Here is a 21,807-nt window from a genome sequence, read left to right as displayed (position 1 = left end):
CGCTCAGTCCTCGCGGACGGCCAGGGCCAGGAAGCGGGCGTCCTCGTCGACGTACGACGTCATGCGCCAGCCCGAACCCTCCAGCAGGGGACGGAGGTTGGGCTCCGCGCGCAGGTCCTCCGGGGTGATCTGCCGGCCCTGGCGCGCGGCGAGCGCCGCCCTGCCGATCGGATGGAACAGGGCCAGGACGCCTCCGGGTCGCACCACCCGGGCCAGCTCGCGCAGATTCTCGGCGGGCCTGGGCAGATGGGAGATCAGACCCGCCCCGAAGACGGCATCGAGCGAGCGGGAGCGGAGCGGCAGCGCGGCCACGTCGGCGAGCAGCAGCCGCCCGTCCCGGTCCCTGCCGGCCCGTACCGCCTCGTGCAGCATGGCCGGGGTGAGATCGGCTCCGAGGACCACTCCGGAGGGCCCCACGGCCGCCCGCAGGGGCGGCAGGGCCCGTCCGGTGCCGCAGCCCGCGTCGAGCACGCGATCGCCCGCGCTCAGCCCGAGCTCCGCGACCGCGGCGGCGTAGGCGGGGCCGTCGTCCGGGAACCTGCCGTCCCAGCCGGCGGCACGGGCCGAGAAGAACTCCTGGACATGTGTGTGGTCGTCGCTCATGTTCCGCATGATCCCTCACCGACACTGACGAAGCCCGGGCGCACATGTTCGAGCATGACGCGATCGTTCAGGCACATCTCTGCGCCAGATTGCTACACCTTTCGAAATGCGCCCTCTTTGTGCGCCCCTGCCCCGACTAGCGTCCCTTGGCCATGGGACACCTGGACCACGCAGCCCTGGGCTGGCTGACGCCCACACTCTCGTACGTCATGGCCTGTATCGGCGCCGCGCTCGGCCTGCGCTGCACCATGCGCGCGCTCGGAGCCACCGGACGTTCGCGCCGCAACTGGCTCATCACCGCGGCCTCGGCCATCGGGACCGGCATCTGGACCATGCACTTCGTGGCCATGCTCGGCTTCAGCGTCAGCGGCACCGACATCCGCTACGACGTCCCGCTGACCATCGCGAGCCTCCTGGTCGCGATGGTCGTCGTCTCCGCCGGCGTCTTCGCGGTCGGCTACAGCCGCGACCGGGTCCGCGCGCTCCTGCTCGGCGGACTCACCACCGGCCTGGGCGTGGCGAGCATGCACTACCTGGGCATGGCCGCCGTACGGCTGCACGGCGGCGTCCACTACGACCCGGTGCTCGTCGGACTCTCGGTCCTCATCGCCGTCGTCGCGGCGACGGCGGCCCTGTGGGCGGCGCTCAACATCAAGTCGCCCGTCGCCGTCACCATCGCCTCCCTGATCATGGGCGCCGCGGTCAGCAGCATGCACTACACCGGGATGTTCGCGGTGAGCGTGCGGGTCTCGCCCTCCGACGTCGTCCTGCCCGGGGCGACCGCGATGCAGTTCATCTTCCCGCTCGCCGTCGGACTCGGCTCCTACCTGTTCCTGACCTCGGCCTTCGTCGCACTGTCGCCCACGACAGGAGAGCGCGAGGCAACCGCCTCGGCGCAGCGCACGGCCGAGAGCGTCCCCTCCTAGCGGCGGACCCGGGCCCGCGCGGCCCGACGACACGCCCCCGATCCACTCCCGAGCGAGGAGGCCATGCGTACACCGCGTAGGACCCCCACAGCCGGCGCCGAGACGCCGGACCAGACACCCGCGCGCGGGCGTCGCGCACATGCCGGACCACCGGCCGACGAAAGCCCCGACGGCTCCGTGGGCCCCCCGGACGAGGACATACCCGCGCGCGCGGGACACTGGCGCTTACGCCCCCGCACGGTCCGCGCCAAGATCGTCTGTCTGCTCATGGTGCCCGTGGTCTCGCTGCTCGCGCTGTGGGCGTACGCCACCGTCAGCACCGCCCAGGACGTGTCCCGGCTGCGGCAATTGCAGCGCGTGGACGGCGCCGTCCGCTCTCCCGTCGCCGACGCCGTCACCGCGCTCCAGGCGGAACGTGCCGCCGCCGTCCGCTACGCGACCGACCCGTCCGCCGCGCAGAGCGACGACCTCCGCAAGCTCGCCGGGCGCACCGACCGTGCCGTGGCACGACTGCGGCTCGGCGACCACAACACCGTGGCCGACAGCGAGGAACTGCCCCCCGGGGTCGCCCAGCGGCTCGAAGCCTTCGTGTCCGGCGCCGAGCAACTTCGCTCCCTGCGCGCCGCCGTGCTGGACCGCAGCGCCGGCTGGGACGAGACGTACGGCCGCTACACCAGGACCATCGCCGGCGCCTTCGCGGTGGGCGGTGCCCTCACCGGCATCCAGGACGCCGAACTCGGCTCCGACGCGCGCGTGCTGCTGGAGTTCTCCCGCGCCGAGGAGTCACTGGCCCAGGAGGACGTGGTGCTGTCGAGCGCGCGGCTGGCTGGTGTCCTCGCCGGCGAGCGGCTGCGGCTGTTCACCGGGGCCGTCGACACCCGCCGCGCCCTCACCGAGGGCGCCGTGGCCGACCTGCGCGGCTCCGACCGCGCCGCCTGGCAGCAGGTCGCCGGCAGCCGCGCCTACGCCACCGTGACCGCCGCCGAGGACCGGACACTCGCCGCCGCCCCCGGCGTCCGCGCCGTCGAGTCGACGCCGGAGGCCACCTGGCAAGCGGCACACACACGCGTGCAGGGCGGCATGCGGACCGTCGAAAAGGCGGCGGGCAGCGGTGTCGCCCACCGCGCCGATCCGTTCACCCGGGGTCTGCTGACCCCGGCCGGGGCCGCGGTCCTGCTCGGCCTGCTCGCCGTCGCCGCCTCACTCGTCATCTCCGTGCGCATCGGACGCGGCCTCGTCGTCGAGCTGGTGAGCCTGCGCAACAGCGCCCTGGAGATCGCCCGCCGCAAACTCCCCGACGCCATGGAACGGCTGCGCGCGGGCGACGAGATCGACATCCGGTCCGAGGCCCCGCCCGGACCGCCCGCGGAGGACGAGGCCGGCCAGGTCGCCGAGGCCCTGACCACCGTGCACCGCGCCGCGCTGCGGGCCGCGGTGGAGCGCGCCGAACTCGCCAGCGGCATCTCCGGGGTCTTCGTCAACCTCGCCCGCCGCAGCCAGGTCCTCGTCCACCGCCAGCTGAGCCTGCTCGACAGCATGGAACGCCGCTCCGACGACCCGAACGAACTGAGCGACCTCTTCCGGCTCGACCACCTCACCACCCGCATGCGCCGCCACGCGGAGAGCCTGATCATCCTCTCCGGAGCGGCACCCGGCCGCGCCTGGCGCATGCCGGTGTCGCTGACCAACGTGGTCCGCGCGGCCGTCTCCGAGGTCGAGGACTACGCGCGCGTGGAGGTGCGTCAGCTGCCCGACGCGTCCGTCGTCGGCGCGGCGGTCGCCGACCTCACCCACCTGCTGGCCGAGATCATCGAGAACGCCGCCCAGTTCTCACCGCCCCACACGAGGGTGCGTGTCACCGGCGAACCCGTCGGCAACGGTTACGCCGTCGAGGTCGAGGACCGCGGCCTCGGCATGGGCAAGGAGACCCTCGCGGAGGCCAACCGCCGCATCGAACAGTCCGAGGCACTCGACCTGTTCGACAGCGACCGGCTGGGCCTGTTCGTGGTCAGCCGGCTCGCAGCCCGGCACGGCATCAAGGTGCACCTGCGCACCTCGCCCTACGGCGGCACCACCGCGGTCGTCCTGCTGCCCACGGCGCTGCTGCACATCAAGGCGGCGGAACGTTCTCCCGCCAAGGCAGCGGACCGGGAACGGCTCACCGAACGCGAGTACGCGCGCGTGCGCACCGCCGAACGCGACCAGGAGTCCGTCCCCGCCCCCGCCGAGCGGCCCGCCCTGGTGGCTCCCCTGGCGGCCACTGCCGGCCAGGGAACGAACGACACGCCGCCCTCCGGCGTCACCGCCCTGCGCCTGCACCGCCCGCCCGAGGAGCCGGAGGAGTCCGAGGACCTGCCCCGTCGGGTACGGCAGGCGCACCTCGCTCCCCAGCTGCGCGAGCAGCGCCCCGCGGAACCGGGCCCGGCAGCCGCCCCCCGGGACGACGACGGCCGTACACCCGAAGCCGTCCGGGACCGGATGGCGGCGTACCGAGAGGGCTGGGCGCGCGGCGGCGGCAGGCAGCCCGGCCACGGCGCCACCCCAGATTCCCCAGCGGGCAGAGACAGCAGCGAAGGAGACCGAGGATGATCCAGGACCCGAACATGAGGGCCGACATGGGGGTCCCCCCGGTCGATCGAAGCCGGGAGTGGGGGAGGTCCGGCGAACTCGACTGGCTGCTGGACGACTTGGTGCTGCGCGTGAGCGAGGTACGGCATGCCGTGGTGCTCTCCAACGACGGCCTCGCCGTGGGCGCCTCGACGGATCTGCGCCGCGAGGACGCGGAACACCTCGCCGCGGTCTCCTCCGGCTTCCACAGCCTGGCCAAGGGCGCGGGCCGGCACTTCGGCGCCGGGGGAGTGCGCCAGACCATGGTCGAGATGGACGACGGCTTCCTGTTCGTGGCCGCGGCGGGGGACGGCTCCTGCCTCGCCGTCCTCACCGCGGTGACCGCGGACATAGGCCTGGTCGCCTACGAGATGGCACGGCTGGTCAAGCGGGTCGGCGAGCACCTCTACACGCCCCCGCGCGTGGGCGCGCGGCCGCCCGCCGCCGGATGAGAGCGAAGGGCGGTCGGCTCGGATGACCGAGGACATGGCGGGCGTCCCGTACGAAGAGGGCAGCCAGTGGTACGACGGCGAGGCCGGACCCCTCGTCCGCCCCTACGCGATGACGGGCGGCCGCACCCAACCCGGTCCCACCGGGGTGCGTTTCGACCTGATCGCCCTCGTCACCCTCGACGTCGGCGCGCCCGGGGCCGGCGACGAGACGGCCCTCGGGCCGGAACACCGGGTCCTGATCGACCTGTGCCGCACGGAGACGCAGTCGGTGGCCGAACTCTCCGCGGGCGCCGACCTGCCGGTGGGCGTGGTCAGGGTGCTCCTGGGGGACCTCCTGGAGCTCGGCTGTGTCACCGTCAGCCGTCCGGTGCCGCCCGCGCAGCTGCCCGACGAACGGATTCTGCGCGAGGTGATCGAAGGGCTCCGGGCGTTGTAGATGAACGCTCAGAACCGGGCAATAAGTGGTCCAACCCCTCGAAGGGGAGCTCCAGTTGTCATGATGCTGCCTTCGCGACCCCGTACCGACGTCGCCGCCCGTTGCCGGCCCTCCCGAGAGAAGTGATCGATGGTCTCCGAGAACTCCGACGCCCAGGGCGGCGAGCCGACCGCCCTCGCGCTGAAGATACTGGTCGCCGGCGGGTTCGGCGTGGGCAAGACCACCCTGGTGGGCGCGGTCAGCGAGATCAGGCCGCTGCGCACCGAGGAACTGCTCAGTGAGGCAGGCCAGTTGGTGGACGACACCGACGGTGTGGACCAGAAGGTCACCACCACGGTCGCCATGGACTTCGGGCGGATCACCATCCGCTCCGGCCTGTCCCTCTATCTCTTCGGCACCCCGGGCCAGGACCGCTTCTGGTTCCTGTGGGACGAGTTGTCGCAAGGGGCCCTCGGTGCCGTCGTCCTCGCGGACACCCGGCGCCTGGAGGACTGCTTCCCGGCCGTCGACTACTTCGAGCACCGGCACATCCCGTTCGTGGTGGCCGTCAACTGCTTCGCCGGCGCCCGGACCTACGGCGCCCACGACGTCTCGCGCGCCCTCGACCTCGACCAGGGCACACCCGTGGTGCTGTGCGACGCACGGGACCGCGACTCGGGCAAGGAAGTGCTGATCCGGCTGGTCGAGTACGCCGGGCGGATGCACACCGCCCGGCTGCTCGACTCGGTGGGCTGACCGCGTGCGGGGCCGGCCCACCGGCACCTCACTCCGCGACGGCCTTCTGCGCCAGCACCTTGTCGATCCTCACGCGGACCAGGAGTTCCCCCGGAACGCCGTTGCGGGCGCCGAACTCCTCGGCCCGTTCCTCGCCCATATAGCGCGCTCCGATCCGCCCGGCCCAGTGCCGGACCTCGTCCAGATCCTCCGAGACCCGGGCCCGGCCCTGCAGCACCACATAGTCGAAGGGCGGCCGGTCGTCGTCCACACACAGGGCCACCCGCCCGTCCCGCGTCAGGTTGCGCCCCTTCACGGTCGCCTTCCCGGTGTTGAACACCAGGTCGTCACCGTCCAGCACGAACCAGATCGGCGCCACATGCGGACTCCCGTCGGCCCGGACGGTCGACAACTTGCCGGTGCGGGTGCCGTGCGAGACGAACTCCCGCCATTCCTCATCGGTCATCTTCTGTGCCATGTCCCCATTCTCCTTGCCCTGCTGTCGGTCGTGGGGAAGGGTTGACGGTCGTGGGGAAGGCCTGCCCGGAGATCCTCCGGGCAGGAGGAGACGTCACACGGGGAGACGGGACACATGCCGGAGAAGCAGGGGCTCGGCTGGCTGCTGGACGATCTGACCGAGCGAGTCGACCATGTGCGGCACGCGCTGGTGCTGTCCAACGACGGGCTGGTGACGGGCGCCAGCACGGGACTGCGCCGTGAGGACGCGGACCATCTCGCCGCCGTCTCGTCCGGACTGCACAGCCTGGCCAAGGGCTCGGGACGACACTTCGGAGCGGGCAAGGTACGGCAGACGATGATCGAGTTCGACGACGCGGTGCTGTTCGTCACCGCGGCGGGCACCGGCAGCTGTCTGTGCGTGCTCAGCGGCTCCGATGCGGACATCGGCCGGATCGCCTACGAGATGACGCTGCTCGTCAACCGGGTCGGCGAGCACCTCGACGTGGGCGCCCGCCGCCCCGAACGGAGCCCGGCGACAGACCGCTGACCTGCGCGTTCTCCCGCCCCCGAGGAGTTATCCACAGGCTCGCCACGCATCTCGCCCCACCGGCTACGGTTTCTGTCACGGCGAGCGCACACAGCGTGAGCGACGACTCCACGGGGGAGCGAGCATGGCGAGCAGCACCATCACCCAACTCCAGCGGAATGCCTACACACCCAGTCGCGCCGCGCGGGAACTGGGCCTCAAGCGAAGCGAGTTCGACCTCGCCGTGCACCTCGGCCAGGTCCGGACGGTGCCCGACGAAGGGGGCGGGGGCCGACGTGTCACGCGTTCCGAGGTCGACCGGCTGCGGGCCACGGACGGCTTCCCCGACTCACTGCGTCACCGCGTACGGCTCGTGGGCACCACCGAGGGCGCGGAGGTCATGGACGTCCCCGTCGGCAGGTTCACCCGCCTGGCGCGCCTCGGCCTGTTCTCGCCGGTGCGCTTCTACCTGAACCGGTATCGGGCCGTCGTGTGGCTGTATCTGGCCGACGAACTCGAGGAGTTCACGACGGTCCAGGAGAACACCCCGCTGCTGACCGCGAGGCGGATGCCCGAGGGGTTGCGCGACATGCTGGACGAGGGCGTGGACCTGCGAGCCCGCAACTGGCGCGGTCGCCACCGCGGATTCCTCCTGCGCCTCGCCGAAGATCCCTGGGAGAGCGCCGGAGCCCTCGCCGCCTTCCTCAACCCCGCCCAGATCGCGCAGCTCGTCCCGGACCCCTACGAGCGGTCCCATCTGGGCCGTTTCCGGCCGGGACCGCCCGCGCACGGGGCGCAGGGCTCGCCCGCCGCGCACCTCATCGAGAAGATCACGACGGCGGACGACCCGGCCGAGATCGCATGGCTGAGGACCGAACTGGCCCGCGTCCTGGAGGACGCGCGACGGTTGCGGCCCGCGCCACGCCCCACGGTCCGGCAGGCACCTTCCGCCCTGGCACCGGATGAGCCGACGCCCCAGGTAGCGTCCCGCGGGCTGCTGGGCCGGCTCCGCCGCAGAAGCGCCTGACCTACAGCGGCCGGAACAGCCCCTCCTGGACGACGGACACCAGCAGACGTCCCTCCCGGTCGTAGATCCGGCCACGGGCCAGACCGCGTCCGCCCGTCGCGATCGGCGACTCCTGGTCGTACAGGAACCACTCGTCCGTGCGGAACGGCCGGTGGAACCACATGGCGTGATCCAGCGACGCGATGTCGAAGCTCCGCGGACCCCACAGGGGCTGGACCGGGAGGCGGACGGCGTCCAGGAGGGTCATGTCGCTCGCGTAGGTCAGCGCGCAGGTGTGCACGACCGGGTCGTCCCCGAGCGGCCCGACCGCGCGCATCCACACCGCGCTGCGCGGCTCGGCGTCCTTGACCTCCTCGGAGCTCCAGCGCAGCCGGTCCACGTACCGGATGTCGAAGGGCTGGCGGCGCGCCATCCGCTCCAGCTGCTCCGGCAGTTCGCCCAGATGCTCCCGGATCTCGTCGCCGACCGTCGGCAGGGACTCCGGGTCCGGGACCTTGCGGGCGGGAGGCAGCTGGTGCTCGAAGGGACCTTCCTCAGGCTTGTGAAAGGAGGCGGTGAGATTGAAGATCGTGCGGCCCTGCTGCACGGCGGTGACCCGGCGGGTCGTGAACGACCGCCCGTCCCGCACCCGCTCGACCTGGTACACGATCGGCACGCCGGGCCGGCCCGGGCGCAGGAAGTACGCGTGCAGCGAGTGCACCGGGCGTTCGCCGTCCGTGGTGCGGGCGGCGGCGACCAGCGCCTGGCCCGCCACCTGGCCGCCGAAGACCCGCTGGAGGGACTCGTGCGGGCTTCGGCCACGGAAGATGTTGACCTCGATCTGCTCCAGGTCGAGCAGGTCGACGAGCCTCTCGGCCGGGTTGGTCATGGGTGGGACTCTCCTTGGCTCACAACTGGCCTGGGGCTCAGAGCTGGCGTGTGGCTCACAACTGGCCGACATCGGTGACCCGGACGACCGCGCGGCCCTCCGCGTCGGAGGCGGCGAGATCGATCTCCGCGCTGATGCCCCAGTCGTGGTCGCCGTTCGGGTCGGCGAACGTCTGCCGGACGCGCCACAGCCGGTGCTGCGGCTCCTCCTGGATCTGCAGCAGCTTGGGACCACGCGCGTCAGGGCCGGTGCCGAGGTCGTCGTACTCGTCCCAGTACTTGTCCATCGCCTCGCCCCACGCGTCCGCGTCCCAGCCGGCCTCGCCGTCCATCTCGCCGAGCTCCTCCACCTGGTCCAGGGCGGCGAGCTCGACGCGGCGGAACAGGGCGTTGCGGACCAGGACACGGAAGGCACGCGCGTTGGCGGTGACGGGCTTGACCTCGTCGGCCTTCTCCTGGGCCTCCTCGGCGGTCATCTCCTCCGGGTTGGCGAGCTGCTCCCACTCGTCCAGGAGACTGGAGTCGACCTGGCGGACCGTCTCGCCGAGCCACTCGATCAGGTCCTGCAGATCCTCGGACTTGAGGTCGTCCGGGATGTTGTGGTCGAGCGTCTTGTAGGCACTGGCGAGGTAGCGCAGGACAATGCCCTCGGTGCGTGCCAGCTCGTAGAAGGACACCAACTCCGTGAAGGACATGGCCCGTTCGTACATGTCCCGGATGACGGACTTCGGGGAGAGCGGATGGTCGCCGACCCAGGGGTGGCTCTTGCGGTAGGTGTCGTACGCGTGGAAGAGGAGCTCCTCCAGCGGCTTCGGGTAGCTGATGTCCTGGAGGCGCTCCATGCGCTCCTCGTACTCGACGCCGTCCGCCCTCATCGCGGCCACCGCCTCGCCCTTCGCCTTGTTCAGCTGGGCCACGAGGATCTGCCGGGGGTCGTCCAGCGTGGACTCCACGACGGACACCATGTCCAGGGCGTAGGACGGCGATTCGGGGTCGAGCAGCTCGAACGCGGCGAGCGCGAACGTGGACAGCGGCTGGTTGAGCGCGAAGTCCTGCTGGAGGTCCACGGTGAGGCGGACGATGCGGCCGTTGGCGTCGGGCTCGTCGAGCTTCTCGACGATGCCGCCGTCCAGCAGCGAGCGGTAGATGGCGATCGCCCGCCGGATGTGCCTCAGCTGCTGCTTGCGCGGCTCGTGGTTGTCCTCCAGGAGATGCCGCATCGCCGCGAAGGCGTTTCCGGGGCGGGCGATGACCGACAGCAGCATCGTGTGGGTGACCCGGAAGCGGGACGTCAGCGGCTCCGGCTCGGAGGCGATCAGCTTCTCGAAGGTGTTCTCCGACCAGGCGACGAAACCCTCGGGCGCCTTCTTGCGCACGACCTTACGGCGCTTCTTCGGGTCGTCACCCGCCTTGGCGAGCGCCTTCTCGTTCTCGATGACGTGCTCGGGAGCCTGGGCGACCACGAAGCCCGCCGTGTCGAAGCCCGCCCGGCCCGCGCGGCCGGCGATCTGGTGGAACTCACGGGCGCGCAGGGTACGGACCCGGTTGCCGTCGTACTTGGTCAGCGCCGTGAACAGCACCGTGCGAATGGGCACGTTGACACCGACGCCGAGGGTGTCCGTGCCGCAGATGACCTTCAGCAGTCCGGCCTGCGCGAGCTTCTCCACCAGCCGCCGGTACTTGGGCAGCATGCCGGCGTGATGGACGCCGATGCCGTGCCGGACGTAACGGGAGAGGTTGCGGCCGAACTTGGTGGTGAAGCGGAAGTTGCCGATCAGGTCGGCGATCTGGTCCTTCTCCTCACGCGAGCACATGTTGATGCTCATCAGCGCCTGCGCCCGCTCCACGGCCTGCGCCTGCGTGAAGTGCACGATGTACACCGGCGCCTGCCTGGTCTCCAGGAGTTCCGTCAGGGTCTCGGTGAGCGGGGTGAACTTGTACTCGTAGGAGAGGGGGACCGGCCGGGTCGCCGAGCGGACCACCGACGTCGGCCGACCGGTGCGCCGGGTCAGGTCCTGCTCGAACATCGCGACATCGCCGAGCGTGGCCGACATCAGGACGAACTGAGCCTGGGGCAGCTCCAGGATCGGGATCTGCCAGGCCCAGCCGCGGTCCGCCTCGGCGTAGAAGTGGAACTCGTCCATGACGACCTGGCCCACGTCCGCGTTCTTGCCGTCGCGCAGCGCGATCGACGCCAGCACCTCGGCGGTGCAGCAGATGACGGGAGCGTCGGAATTGACGGAGGCGTCGCCGGTCAGCATGCCGACGTTCTCCGTGCCGAACATCTTGCACAGCTCGAAGAACTTCTCCGAGACGAGTGCCTTGATGGGCGCGGTGTAGAAGGTGACCTCGTCACGGGCGAGGGCGGCGAAATGCGCACCCGCCGCGATCATGCTCTTGCCGGATCCGGTGGGCGTCGACACGATCACGTTCGCGCCGGAGACCACCTCGATCAGCGCCTCCTCCTGATGGGGGTAGAGCGTCAGACCCCGCTCCTCGGCCCACGACTCGAAGGCTTCGTAGAGGGCGTCGGGGTCGGCGGTCGGCGGCAGCTGATCGATGAGGGTCACCCACCCATCTTGCCTGCCCGGATGCCCGAGGGGGGAATCGGATGCGGGTCCGAAGATCACGACCAGTACGCTGTGTCGCCGACGGGGCGTCAGCGCAGCCGGTCAACTGGACAGTTGCACACGAGGAATGGGGCGGGCAACGCCGATGATGGGACCAGCACACTCACTGTCGGGCGCCGCGGCCTGGCTGGGCGTAGGAGCGGCGGCCGCCGCCACGGGGCACACGATGCCGTGGCCCGTACTGCTGGCCGGAGCCCTGATCTGCGCGGGCGCCGCCCTCGCTCCCGACCTCGACCACAAGGCGGCCACGATCTCGCGGGCCTTCGGACCGGTCTCGCGGGCCCTGTGCGAGATCGTCGACAAGCTCTCGTACGCCGTCTACAAGTCCACCAGGAAGCAGGGCGACCCGCGTCGCTCCGGCGGCCACCGCACACTCACCCACACCTGGCTGTGGGCGGTGCTGATCGGCGCGGGCTGCTCGGTGGCGGCGATCACCGGTGGCCGCTGGGCGGTGCTGGCGATCCTCTTCGTGCACATGGTGCTGGCCATCGAGGGCCTGCTCTGGCGGGCGACCCGGGGCTCCAGCGCCGACGTCCTGGTCTGGCTGCTGGCCGCTACCAGCGCCTGGATCGTCGCGGGCGTCCTGGACAAGCCGGGCAACGGTTCCCACTGGCTGTTCACGCAGCCGGGCCAGGAATACCTGTGGCTGGGGCTGCCGGTCGTGCTGGGCGCGCTCGTGCACGACATCGGGGACGCGCTGACGGTCTCCGGCTGCCCCATCCTGTGGCCGATCCCGGTGGGCCGCAAGCGCTGGTACCCGATCGGCCCGCCGAAGGTCATGCGCTTCCGGGCCGGCAGCTGGGTCGAGCTGAAGGTGCTGATGCCGGCGTTCATGCTGCTCGGCGGAGTGGGCTGCGCGGCGGCGCTCAACTTCATCTGACGCCGGGGCGCCGACGTCCCCCGTCAGCTGCCCTGACCGGCCCCGCCTCCGTAGCGCCGTTCGAAGGCGGCCACGCGTCCCTCGGAGTCCACCGTCCGCGCCTTTCCGGTGTAGAAGGGGTGGCTCTCGGAGGAGATCTCCACGTCCACCACCGGGTAGGTCTCGCCGTCGTCCCACTCGATGGTCTGGTCGCTGGTGGCGGTGGACCGGGTCAGGAAGGCGTAGCCGGCGGAGCGGTCGCGGAAGACGACCTCGCGGTAGTCGGGGTGCTTGTCCTGCTGCATACGTGCTCCTCGGGAGGCGCGGAATACGGTCTGGGCAGTGCGGTGGGCGGGTGGAAACGGCCGGGCGGCCGCAACGGTCAGCCGGGCAGGGAGTCCTCGTCGACGATGTGCATCGCGGCCTCCTCCGCGGACGCCGCGGCCCCGTCGATGCCCACGTCCGTGGCGATCAGCGCGCTTTCGTCGTCCTCGTGGGCCCCTTCGTCGGGGGCGACGAGACGGCCCGAACGCATCGCGCCGACCTCGTTGTCCCACAGTTCGCCGTCGGTGTCGTCGGAGTCACCGATGCCGTCGCCGTCGGAGGGCGCGAGGTCGGGCATCTCCTCGGCGAGCCGTTGCTCCAGCGTCTCGCCCTGCCGACGCTCCGCGGCCGTCACACCGCTGTGCTCCACCGCCCACGGTCTCTCCGGCGGGGACCAGCCACGGTCGAGGGGCTCGCCGACTCCGTCGTCCTCCAGGGTGTCCTCCGCGTCGAGCAGACCCGCGTCGTCCTGGATGTCGGATCCGTCGGGCTGGTAGACGTCGTCTCCCCATCCGTCGGAGCTGTCCACGGCTACCTCCAGGTGAAGGGGACGGACCCGGTCCTCCCGCGGCCCGGGGCGGACCACGGACTGGCGGGGCACTTGCCGCGCCCGCCGTCCGAACCGTACCGCCCGCGGGCGCTCCCTGAGCCGGTGCTGCTGTCCAGCCTTCCACCCCCTTTCGGGACTGCGCAACGCCACGTGGTCGCTGCGCTGGCTGGAGCGGGTGGTGGAGGGCCGGGGTGGGGGCGCGCTGGTGATCGGCGGGCCGGTGTGGGCTGCGTCGGTGTCCGGTCGTTCGGGACGAGCCGGGGTGGGCCGGTGTGGGCTGCAGCGGTGTCCGGTCGTCCGGGGCGGGCCGCGCCGATGGTCGGTGGGGCTGTGCGCGTGGGTCGGAGGGGTTGGGCATGCTGTGCAGGTGTTCGAGGGGCGAGCTGTGTGGTGCGGGTGCCCGGAGGGCCGGGGCGTGGGATGCAGCGGCCCTCGCCGCCCCGGCCTCCCGGGAGCCCAGAACGCGCGGGCTCCGGCACCTAGGCGTTACCGACACCCGGGGCTCCCCGGCGTCATGCACCCGAGTATTCCCGGCGACGTGGACACCCCTGGCATCCGACGCCCGGCACCGTGAGCATCTCCGGCAGCCAGGCGTTCCGGGCCCTCCTGGGCACCCCAGGCGTCACGTCCCTGAGCATCCCCGGCGACCTGAGCACCCCTGGCCTCCGCCCCCGGCACCCGAGCACCTCCGGCACCCAGGCGTTTCCCGGCCCACCAGGGCACCCCGGTCTCACGCACCCGAGCATCCCCGGCGACCTGAGCACCCCTGGCCCCCCGCCGCCCGGCACCGCGAGCATCTCCGGCACCGGGCCTTCCCCACCCCCCGCCCCGCCCCCGGCGCATCTCTGGCGCCCTGACATCCTCGCAACCCGAAACCGGCGTCCGGCGCCGCGCTCTCCGCACCCAGCGTCAAGCTCCGCCGCCCCCTCACCCGTGCCAAGACCTCCACAGCGCCGCGTACGCCCCGTCCGCTGCGACCAGCTCGTCATGGCTGCCCAGTTCGCTGATGCGGCCGTTCTCGACGACGGCGATGACGTCCGCGTCGTGGGCGGTGTGCAGGCGGTGGGCGATGGCGACCACGGTGCGGCCGTCGAGGACCCGGGCCAGGGAGCGTTCCAGGTGACGGGCCGCCCGCGGATCCAGCAACGACGTCGCCTCGTCCAGGACCAGCGTGTGCGGGTCCGCCAGCACCAGCCGGGCCAGCGCGACCTGCTGGGCCTGGGCCGGAGTGACGGTCAGTCCGCCGGAGCCGACCTCGGTGTCCAGGCCGTCGTCCAGCGCTCGCGCCCAGCCGTCCGCGTCGACCGCGCCGAGGGCGGCCCAGAGCTCGGCGTCCGTGGCATCCGTCCGGGCGAGCAGGAGGTTGTCGCGCAGGGAGCCCACGAAGACGTGGTGCTCCTGGTTGACGAGGGCCACGTGCTCACGGACCCGTTCGGCGGGCATGTGGGACAGCTCGGCCCCGCCGAGGGTGATCCGGCCGTCCCGGGGCGCGTAGATGCCGGCGAGCAGCCTGCCCAGGGTGGACTTGCCGGCGCCCGAGGGGCCGACCAGCGCCAGCCTGGTGCCGGGAGCGACCTCCAGCGACACCTTGCGCAGGACGTCCACGCCCTCCAGATAGCCGAAGTGCACCCGGTCCGCGTGGACGTCCCGCCCCTTCGGGGCGAGCCCGGCGTCTCCGCCGGCCGGCTCGATGTCCCGGACCCCGACCAGCCGGGCCAGCGACACCTGGGCCACCTGCAGCTCGTCGTACCAGCGCAGGATCAGCCCGACCGGATCGACCAGCATCTGAGCGATCAGCGCGCCCGTCGTCAGCTGGCCGACCCCGATCCAGCCCTGGAGGACGAACACCCCGCCGACCATCAGCACCGACGAGAGGATCATCACGTGGCTGACGTTGATGCACGGGAAGAGCACCGACCGCAGCCACAGGGTGTAGCGCTCCCAGGCGGTCCACTCCTTGATCCGCCGCTCCGACAGCTCGATGCGACGCGCGCTCAGCCGGTGCGCCTCGACGGTGCGTCCGGCGTCCACGGTCTCCGCGAGCGCGGCGGCCACGGCGGCGTACCCGGCTGCCTCCGAGCGGTAGGCCGAGGGCGCCCGCTTGAAGTACCAGCGGCAGCCGATGACCAGCACGGGCAGGGCGAGCAGCACGGCGGCGGCCAGGGGCGGCGCGGTGATCACGAGCCCGCCGAGGAGCAGGGCCGCCCACACCACACCGATCGCCAGCTGCGGCACGGCCTCGCGCATCGCGTTGCCGAGCCGGTCGATGTCCGTCGTGATCCGGGACAGCAGGTCACCGGTTCCGGCCCGCTCCAGGACGCCCGGGGGCAGGCCGACCGCCCGGACGAGGAAGTCCTCGCGCAGGTCGGCCAGCATACGCTCGCCGATCATCGAACCGCGCAGCCGCACCTGCCGTACGAACACCGCCTGGACGACCAGCGCGACGACGAACAGCCCGGCGGTCAGCTCCAGATGGAGTTCCCGGGCCCCGTCCGACACCCGCTCGACGAGGTCGCCGAGGAGCCAGGGGCCGACCATGGAGGCCACGACCGCGACGGTGTTGACGCCGACGAGGAGCGCGAAGGCGCGGCGGTGCCGCTGGAACAGTTCGGCCACGTAGGCGCGTACGGTCGCGGTGGCTCCGACGGGCAGGGTGTTCGCCGTCGTCGGTGCCGCCGGGTCGTAGGCCGGTGGCGCCAGGCCGATCATGCTGTCTCCTCGATCTCTTCCAATTCGTGCAGTGCGTGTTGTCCGTGCAGTGCGTGCTGTTCGTCCAGTGCGTGCTGTTCGTTCAGTACGTCCTGTTCGTTCAGTACGTCCTGTTCGTGCCGCACGTAGCCGAGGGCGGCCTCTTCGTCCGTCTCGCGGGTGACGATCGCCCGGTATCGCGGTTCCTTGCGCACCAGTTCGCGGTGCACGCCGACGGCCGCCACCTCGCCCTCGTGTACGAGCACCACGCGGTCGGCGCGGTCCAGGAGCAGCGGCGAGGAGGTGAACACCACGGTCGTGCGGCCGGCCCGCAGGTCCCGTACGCCTTCCGCGATCCGCGCCTCGGTGTGCGAGTCGACGGCGGAGGTCGGCTCGTCCAGGACGAGCACCTCCGGGTCGGTGAACAGGGACCTGGCCAGGGCGAGCCGCTGGCGCTGGCCGCCCGACAGGGACCGCCCGCGTTCTGTGATGCGCGCGTCCAGCGGGTCCTCGGCGTCCAACGACCCCTGTGCCAGGGCGGCCAGCACGTCCCCGCACTGCGCGGCCGCGAGCGCCTCCTCGGCGTCGACGGCACCCGATGCGGGCACGTCGAGCAGTTCGCGCAGGGTGCCGGAGAGCAGGACCGGGTCCTTGTCCTGGACCAGGACCGCCGTGCGCGCCGAGCCGAGTGGCAGCTCGTCCAGCGGCACCCCACCGAGCAGCACCGACGTGCCCTCTTCCGAAGGGTGCCCGCCGAGGCGCTCGGCCAGCAGTCCCGCCGCGTCCGGGTCGCCGCACACCACCGCGGTGAGCCGGCCGGAGGGGGCGAGCAGGCCGGTGGCCGGGTCGTACAGATCCCCGCTCGGCAGGCCCTCTCCGTCCCCGATCCCGCCCCGTGTGCCCTCGGCCGACGTGGCCCGCTCCAGCGACAGCACCCGGGCGGCCCGGGTGGCCGACGGGCGGGAGAAGGAGTACGCCATGGCGATCTCCTCGAAGTGCCGCAGCGGATAGGTGAGGATCATGACCGAGCTGTAGACGGCGACCAGTTCACCGATCTCGACGCGGCCCTGCCGGGCCAGATGGACGCCGTACCAGACGACCGCGATCAGCAGCAGTCCCGGCAGGAGCACCTGGATCGCGGCGATCAGCGACCACATCCGGGCGCTGCGCACGGCCGCGTGGCGGACCTCCTGGGAGGCCTTGCGATAGCGGTCGAGGAAGAGCTCCTCGCCGCCGATCCCGCGCAGTACCCGCAGACCCGCGACCGTGTCGGAGGCCAGTTCGGTGGCGCGGCCGGCCTTCTCGCGCTGGAAGTCGGCGCGTCTGGTCGCGCTGGGCAGCAGCGGCAGTGCCGCGAGGGCCAGGAACGGCAGGCCCACGGCGACCACGCTGCCGAGTGCCGGCTGGTAGACGACCAGGCCGGCGCAGACCACGACGACGGTGACGGCCGCCGCGGTGAACCGTGACCATGCCTCCACGAACCAGCCGATCTTCTCGACGTCGCCGGTGGAGACGGCCACGACCTCGCCGGCCGCGACCCGACGGGTCAGCGCCGAGCCCAGGTTCGCGGCCTTGCGGGCCAGCAACTGCTGGACGCGCGCGGCGGCCGTGATCCAGTTGGTGACGGCGGTGCGGTGCAGGAAGGTGTCGCCGAGCGCGCTGCCGAGGCAGCACAGCGCCAGCAGGCCGCCCGCCAGGGCGAGTCGGCGGCCGGAGTGGTCGACGACAGCCTGGATGGCCACGCCGACGCAGAAGGGCAGCGCGGAGATGGAGAGGAAGTGCAGCAGTCCCCAGGCCAGGGATTTGAGCTGTCCGCCCAGCTGGTTCCTGAAGAGCCACCACAGGAACCGGCGGCCCGAGCGTGCGTCGGGCACTCCCGGGTCGGGATACGGAAGGTCTTGGATCTGCATGACGTGTGACGTCCCAGTGGCTCGTGTCAGGGGGTGGGAGGGGAGCCGCACACGGCGGCTGCAAACCGTGAAAGGTTCGCGGCAGAGCGTGGTCGGAAGCAACAGGTTTTCCGCCGCACCGCACAGAACCGGCTGCGTCCGCGGAATCGGCCTTTCCCGGATCAGGAGTTCCTTCCCTGGCCCAGTCCCCTCCCGGACCAGGAGGCGCTTGCCCGCAACTCAGGGGCGGCGAGCGACGACTGGGACTCCCCGGACGCCACCGTCGTGCTCCGCACCAAGCGCGCTTCCGGCTGGGACCGCGTCCGCAGCCGGCCCGGGCACAACGGCAGGAAGGGGCTGGACCACCGACCCCCACGAGGTCGCCCGCCACCAGTACCGGCGGCATCTGCGTCTGGCCGTACATGGACCACGGCGGCGGTACGTCGGCCACGCCGTCGCGGGAGGCGTCATTGCGGGAGACGCCCGACTCGCCGTAGAACACGGCCATGAAGAGACGGATCGTCATGTCCATGTTCGCGGGTGTGACCCTCCTGGCCAGCGCGCTGTTCGGGGCGGCGCCTGCCCAGTCCGCGGTACAGGGTGCCCGGTCGGCCGACATCCCCGCCGAGTTCGGCACCGACTGGCACGACCCCATCACCGCGGCCCCGCCCGTCACCAGACCCTCCGGCAGGTCCTGCCAAGTCACGGTCGCCGAAGCGCAGTTCCGCGACTTCACCCCGTACACCGGCAGCTACGCACCGCCGAAGGGCTGCGGCGACCGTTGGAGCAAGGTCGTGCTGCGCATGGAAGGCAAGGTCAAGGGACGGCAGTTCGACCGGCTCGGGTATCTGCACATCGGCGGGGTCGAGATCTTCCGTACCTCCACGCCGGAGCCCTCGCCCGACGGCATCGAGTGGTCCGTGGACAAGGACGTCACGCGCTACAGCGACACGTTCCGCGCCCGCCACGACGTCGAGATGCTCATTGGGAACGTGGTCGACGACACGTACACCGGCGTCATCGACGTCAAGGTGACACTCACCTTCTACCCGGCGCGCGAAGGGCGCGACACCTCGGCGCCGGACCGCGTCCTGACACTCGACGAGAACACCCTCACTACCCCGCGCAACAGCGAACGCATCGTCGCCGAGGTGTACGCCACCGGCTCGGGCGGCGGCTGCGAGGAGTACTGGTACCTGGCGGTGCCGTCGAACGCGCCCTACTCCTGCCAGGCCGAGGGCGGCCCCTACCGCGAGGTGCAGATCAAGGTGGACGGCCAACTCGCGGGTGTCGCCGCCCCGTTCCCGACCGTGTGGACCGGTGGCTGGTCCAATCCCTTCCTCTGGTACGTCGTCCCGGGCCCCCGCGCCTTCGACGTCAAGCCGATCGAATACGACCTCACCCCCTTCGCCGGCCTCCTCGACGACGGGCGCCCGCACCGCGTGGACGTCGCGGTCGTCGGAGTCCCCGAGGGGCAGTCGGGCTGGAGCACGCCCGTGAACGTCCTGGTCTGGCAGGACGCCGAGCGCGCGCACGTCACAGGGAAACTCACCACCCACACGACCGGCGAGCTCACCAACTCCTCGACGTACACGCCCGGTTCGGAACACCGTGTGGACACCGAGGGTGACCACCGGCTCACCGTCGCCGGATACGTCGACACCTCGCACGGCCGCGTCACGACCACCGTCCGCCGCTCGCTGACCAACACCTCCACCCACCGCTGGGCCGACGGCGAGAACTTCGACGCGCTCAAGGCGACCTGGACGGACGACGAGTCGGTCACCGTCGACGGTCGCGGCCCGGCCCGGACCACCCGCACCCACCGCACGTACACGATGGACGGCACGACCACCATCGGCGCGGGCGACCGGCTGCGCACCGTGCTGACCCTCGGTGACCGCGCTGACCTCGCGATGACCCGGGCGGGCCACCGCACGGGCTGGTACCGGCTCGACGACACCTACGCGGGCGACGCCACGTACACGATCAACGTCCCGCGCGACCAGCGGCACGCGGTCGGGACGACGAGCGAGCGCTACCGGATCCGCGGTTCGGCCGGCTGCTACGACCGCTTTCTCAGAACCGTCCAGGGGGTGCTGGCCGAGGAACGCAACGGCTGCTGAGCAAGGTGTGTGCGACGCGTCACAGGCAGCGTGATTTACGCGGCTGAAACGCGGCGGTCTCGCGCGTGATCAACGGGCACTCCAGAGTGAACTTCACGGAAGCCGCTTTCCGTATCGCAGAAGTATCCCCCATGGCTTCTGCGCGTCCCCGTCGCTCAAGGAGTGCCCGTGCCGCCGTCCGTCCCGTCGCTGCCGCGACGCGTCGCACGCATACTGCGTACCTCTCTCTTCGCGCAGGTCGCCTGCGCGCTCGTGCTCGGTGTCCTGGTCGGAAAGGTGTGGCCCGGCTTCGCCTCGGACCTCCAGCCGCTCGGCGACGGCTTCACCCGGCTGATCAAGACGATCATCTCGCCGCTCGTGTTCTGTGTGGTCGTCGTAGGGATCGCCAAGGCCGGTGACCTGAAGGCGTTCGGCCGGATCGGGCTCAAGGCGCTGATCTGGTTCGAGGTCGCGAGCACGCTCGCGCTGGTCATCGGTCTGCTCGCCGCCAACGTCGTCCAACCCGGCTCGGGGATGCACGTCGACGCGGCCACGCTCAACACGGCGGCTGTCGACGCCAAGACCGGCGGCGGACACCTGCCGTCGACGACCGAGTTCATCGTCAACGCGCTGCCCACCAGTTTCATCGGTGCCTTCGCCGAGAACTCCCTGCTCCAGGTGCTCATCCTGGCCTGTCTGGTGGGTGCCGCGCTGCTGCACCTCGGCCACACCAAGGTCCCGCAGGTGCTGCCCGCCATCGAGCAGGCCCAGGAGATCATCTTCGCCGTCGTCGGCTTCGTGATGCGTCTCGCGCCGATCGCCGTCTTCGGCGCGATGGCCGTCCTGATCGGCCAGTACGGCCTCGGCGTCATCGAGACCTACGCCAAGCTGATCGTCCTGTGCTACGCGGCCGCCGCCCTCTTCATCGTGCTGCTGGCCGTTGCGCTGAAGGCGGTCACGGGGCTCAGCCTCTGGAAGTTCCTGCGCTACATCCGCGAGGAGATGCTCCTCGCGCTCGGCACCGCGTCCACCGAGTCCGTCATGCCGCGTGTCATGCAGAAGCTGCGCAAGGCCGGTGCCCGTGACGACGCGGTCGGCCTGGTGCTGCCGACCGGGTACTCCTTCAACCTCGACGGCGCCTCGCTCTACCTCTCCATCGGCACGCTGTTCATCGCCCAGGCGGTGGGCGTCGACCTCAGCCTCGGCCAGCAGATCACCGTGGTCCTGGTGTTGATGCTGACCAGCAAGGGTATGGCGGGCATCCCCGGCTCGGCGTTCCTCGCCCTGTCCGCGACCGCCTCCTCGCTCGGCGCGATCCCCGCCGGAGCCGTCGCCCTGCTCCTCGGCGTGGACCGCATCATGGACTCGATGCGCGTCGTGACGAACCTGCTCGGCAACTGCGTCGCGGTCTTCGCGGTCTCCCGCTGGGAGGGGGCGCTGGACATCGACAGGGCGAAGAGGGTGCTGGGCGGCGAGACCGTGCCCGAGGTGGAGGAGGAGCCCGTACCGGCTCGGACCGCCGAGGAGCCGGTTGAGGGGCCGGTCAAGGAGCCGGTTGCCGAGGAGCCGGTGGTCGAGGTCGGCTGACACCGGTCCCCGAACGGGGCGTGGCCACCACTCCACCGGAGTGGTGGCCACGCCCCGTTCAGCACGGTCCGTCCGCCAGGGTGTCCAGCAAGTGGCCCAGGACCTCACGCTGTTCGCCCGACAAAGGGGCGAGGATCTCCTCCGCGGCGGCCCTGCGTACGTCCCGCAGCTCCTGAAGCGTCTTCACGCCGTCCTCGGTGAGCTCGATGCGGATGACCCGTCGGTTGGCCGGATCGGGTACGCGCCGGACCTTGCCGCCGGCCTCCAAGCCGTCGACCAGGCTCGTCACCGCACGCGGCACCACCTCCAGCCGCTCCGCGAGATCGGCCATGCGGGGCGGCGTCTCCCAGTGCGCGAGCGTGCGCAACAGCCGGGACTGGGCCGGGGTCACGCCGAGACCGCGCTCGTGAAGCTGGCGTTTCTGGATGCGGTGCACCCGGCGCGTGAGCCTGAGCAACTGCTCGGCCAGCAGGCTGTCGGAATCGGGCGTGGTCATGCGGGAACAATATCAGGACCTCATTCATTGTGAGCATAGGTAACAATGAGCTAGGCTCCGTC

At 71.4% G+C, this 21,807-nt stretch carries 19 protein-coding genes; 10 read left to right on the top strand and 9 right to left on the bottom strand.

From position 1 onward, the window contains the following. Window positions 1–3: 3 nt before the first annotated feature. Window positions 4–603: a class I SAM-dependent methyltransferase gene (locus ABZT06_RS34095; RefSeq protein ID WP_355749853.1), complete on the bottom strand. Its 600-nt coding sequence runs from the start codon at window positions 601–603 to the stop codon at window positions 4–6. 152 nt (window positions 604–755) lie between these two features. Between ABZT06_RS34095 and ABZT06_RS34090 the strand changes: the two genes are divergently transcribed. The 5 genes from ABZT06_RS34090 (at window position 756) to ABZT06_RS34070 (ending at window position 5,759) form a co-directional block, all read left to right on the top strand. Further along, a complete protein-coding gene (locus ABZT06_RS34090) occupies window positions 756–1,529 on the top strand; it encodes an MHYT domain-containing protein (protein WP_355749850.1) in 774 nt (257 codons plus the stop codon). Between the two features lie 63 nt (window positions 1,530–1,592). Then, on the top strand, window positions 1,593–4,118 hold the full coding sequence (locus ABZT06_RS34085) for a sensor histidine kinase (RefSeq protein WP_355749847.1): 2,526 nt from the start codon (window positions 1,593–1,595) through the stop codon (window positions 4,116–4,118). A gap of 26 nt (window positions 4,119–4,144) precedes the next feature. After that, window positions 4,145–4,588: a roadblock/LC7 domain-containing protein gene (locus tag ABZT06_RS34080; protein ID WP_355749922.1), complete on the top strand. Its 444-nt coding sequence runs from the start codon at window positions 4,145–4,147 to the stop codon at window positions 4,586–4,588. A 22-nt stretch (window positions 4,589–4,610) separates the two neighbouring features. Then, the gene (locus tag ABZT06_RS34075; protein ID WP_355749845.1) at window positions 4,611–5,024 is read left to right on the top strand and encodes a DUF742 domain-containing protein; all 414 of its coding nucleotides are present in this window, start codon (window positions 4,611–4,613) and stop codon (window positions 5,022–5,024) included. A gap of 129 nt (window positions 5,025–5,153) precedes the next feature. Beyond that, entirely contained in the window at window positions 5,154–5,759 is a 606-nt protein-coding gene (locus ABZT06_RS34070) for an ATP/GTP-binding protein (RefSeq protein WP_355749842.1), read from the top strand. Between the two features lie 28 nt (window positions 5,760–5,787). Here the strand turns inward: ABZT06_RS34070 and ABZT06_RS34065 are convergent, their stop codons facing one another. Beyond that, complete coding sequence (locus ABZT06_RS34065) at window positions 5,788–6,216, bottom strand: PPOX class F420-dependent oxidoreductase (RefSeq protein ID WP_355749839.1); 429 nt, start codon at window positions 6,214–6,216, stop codon at window positions 5,788–5,790. 114 nt (window positions 6,217–6,330) lie between these two features. Here ABZT06_RS34065 and ABZT06_RS34060 point away from each other — a divergent pair, with 114 nt between their 5' ends. Next, a complete protein-coding gene (locus ABZT06_RS34060) occupies window positions 6,331–6,744 on the top strand; it encodes a roadblock/LC7 domain-containing protein (RefSeq protein ID WP_355749836.1) in 414 nt (137 codons plus the stop codon). Window positions 6,745–6,868: 124 nt separating this feature from the next. After that, window positions 6,869–7,750, top strand: coding sequence for a DUF6397 family protein (locus ABZT06_RS34055; protein ID WP_355749833.1), 882 nt, complete (start codon window positions 6,869–6,871; stop codon window positions 7,748–7,750). A gap of 1 nt (window position 7,751) precedes the next feature. Here the strand turns inward: ABZT06_RS34055 and ABZT06_RS34050 are convergent, their stop codons facing one another. Together ABZT06_RS34050 and ABZT06_RS34045 are read right to left on the bottom strand one after the other, a co-directional pair. Beyond that, complete coding sequence (locus ABZT06_RS34050) at window positions 7,752–8,618, bottom strand: acyl-CoA thioesterase II (RefSeq protein ID WP_355749829.1); 867 nt, start codon at window positions 8,616–8,618, stop codon at window positions 7,752–7,754. A 55-nt stretch (window positions 8,619–8,673) separates the two neighbouring features. Further along, window positions 8,674–11,187, bottom strand: a complete 2,514-nt coding sequence (locus ABZT06_RS34045) for a DUF3516 domain-containing protein (RefSeq protein ID WP_355749826.1) — start codon at window positions 11,185–11,187, stop codon at window positions 8,674–8,676. 145 nt (window positions 11,188–11,332) lie between these two features. Here ABZT06_RS34045 and ABZT06_RS34040 point away from each other — a divergent pair, with 145 nt between their 5' ends. Further along, a complete protein-coding gene (locus ABZT06_RS34040) occupies window positions 11,333–12,127 on the top strand; it encodes a metal-dependent hydrolase (protein WP_355749823.1) in 795 nt (264 codons plus the stop codon). A 23-nt stretch (window positions 12,128–12,150) separates the two neighbouring features. Here the strand turns inward: ABZT06_RS34040 and ABZT06_RS34035 are convergent, their stop codons facing one another. The 4 genes from ABZT06_RS34035 to ABZT06_RS34020 all read right to left on the bottom strand — a co-directional run bounded on the left by ABZT06_RS34035 (window position 12,151) and on the right by ABZT06_RS34020 (window position 17,578). After that, window positions 12,151–12,411, bottom strand: coding sequence for a type B 50S ribosomal protein L31 (locus ABZT06_RS34035; RefSeq protein WP_355749820.1), 261 nt, complete (start codon window positions 12,409–12,411; stop codon window positions 12,151–12,153). Window positions 12,412–12,488: 77 nt separating this feature from the next. Continuing rightward, complete coding sequence (locus ABZT06_RS34030; RefSeq protein WP_355749817.1) at window positions 12,489–12,959, bottom strand: DUF5709 domain-containing protein; 471 nt, start codon at window positions 12,957–12,959, stop codon at window positions 12,489–12,491. Between the two features lie 948 nt (window positions 12,960–13,907). Beyond that, window positions 13,908–15,689: an ABC transporter ATP-binding protein gene (locus tag ABZT06_RS34025; RefSeq protein ID WP_355749814.1), complete on the bottom strand. Its 1,782-nt coding sequence runs from the start codon at window positions 15,687–15,689 to the stop codon at window positions 13,908–13,910. Beyond that, on the bottom strand, window positions 15,686–17,578 hold the full coding sequence (locus ABZT06_RS34020) for an ABC transporter ATP-binding protein (protein WP_355749811.1): 1,893 nt from the start codon (window positions 17,576–17,578) through the stop codon (window positions 15,686–15,688). The genes ABZT06_RS34025 and ABZT06_RS34020 overlap by 4 nt, the downstream gene beginning before the upstream one ends. A 485-nt stretch (window positions 17,579–18,063) precedes the next feature. Here ABZT06_RS34020 and ABZT06_RS34015 point away from each other — a divergent pair, with 485 nt between their 5' ends. Both ABZT06_RS34015 and ABZT06_RS34010 read left to right on the top strand, forming a co-directional pair. After that, entirely contained in the window at window positions 18,064–19,683 is a 1,620-nt protein-coding gene (locus ABZT06_RS34015) for a peptide-N4-asparagine amidase (protein WP_355749808.1), read from the top strand. Window positions 19,684–19,851: 168 nt separating this feature from the next. Continuing rightward, window positions 19,852–21,249, top strand: coding sequence for a cation:dicarboxylase symporter family transporter (locus ABZT06_RS34010; protein WP_355749805.1), 1,398 nt, complete (start codon window positions 19,852–19,854; stop codon window positions 21,247–21,249). 58 nt (window positions 21,250–21,307) lie between these two features. On the opposite strand, the gene ABZT06_RS34005 is transcribed toward ABZT06_RS34010, so the two are convergent. Continuing rightward, window positions 21,308–21,745, bottom strand: a complete 438-nt coding sequence (locus ABZT06_RS34005; RefSeq protein ID WP_355749802.1) for a MarR family transcriptional regulator — start codon at window positions 21,743–21,745, stop codon at window positions 21,308–21,310. Between the last annotated feature and the right edge of the window lie 62 nt (window positions 21,746–21,807).

Origin of the sequence: Streptomyces sp. NPDC005483 (assembly GCF_040606035.1) — a bacterium.
Taxonomy (GTDB): domain Bacteria; phylum Actinomycetota; class Actinomycetes; order Streptomycetales; family Streptomycetaceae; genus Streptomyces.
Note: the sequence above shows the minus strand (reverse complement) of the source record. Positions and strands in the feature narration are given on the sequence as shown.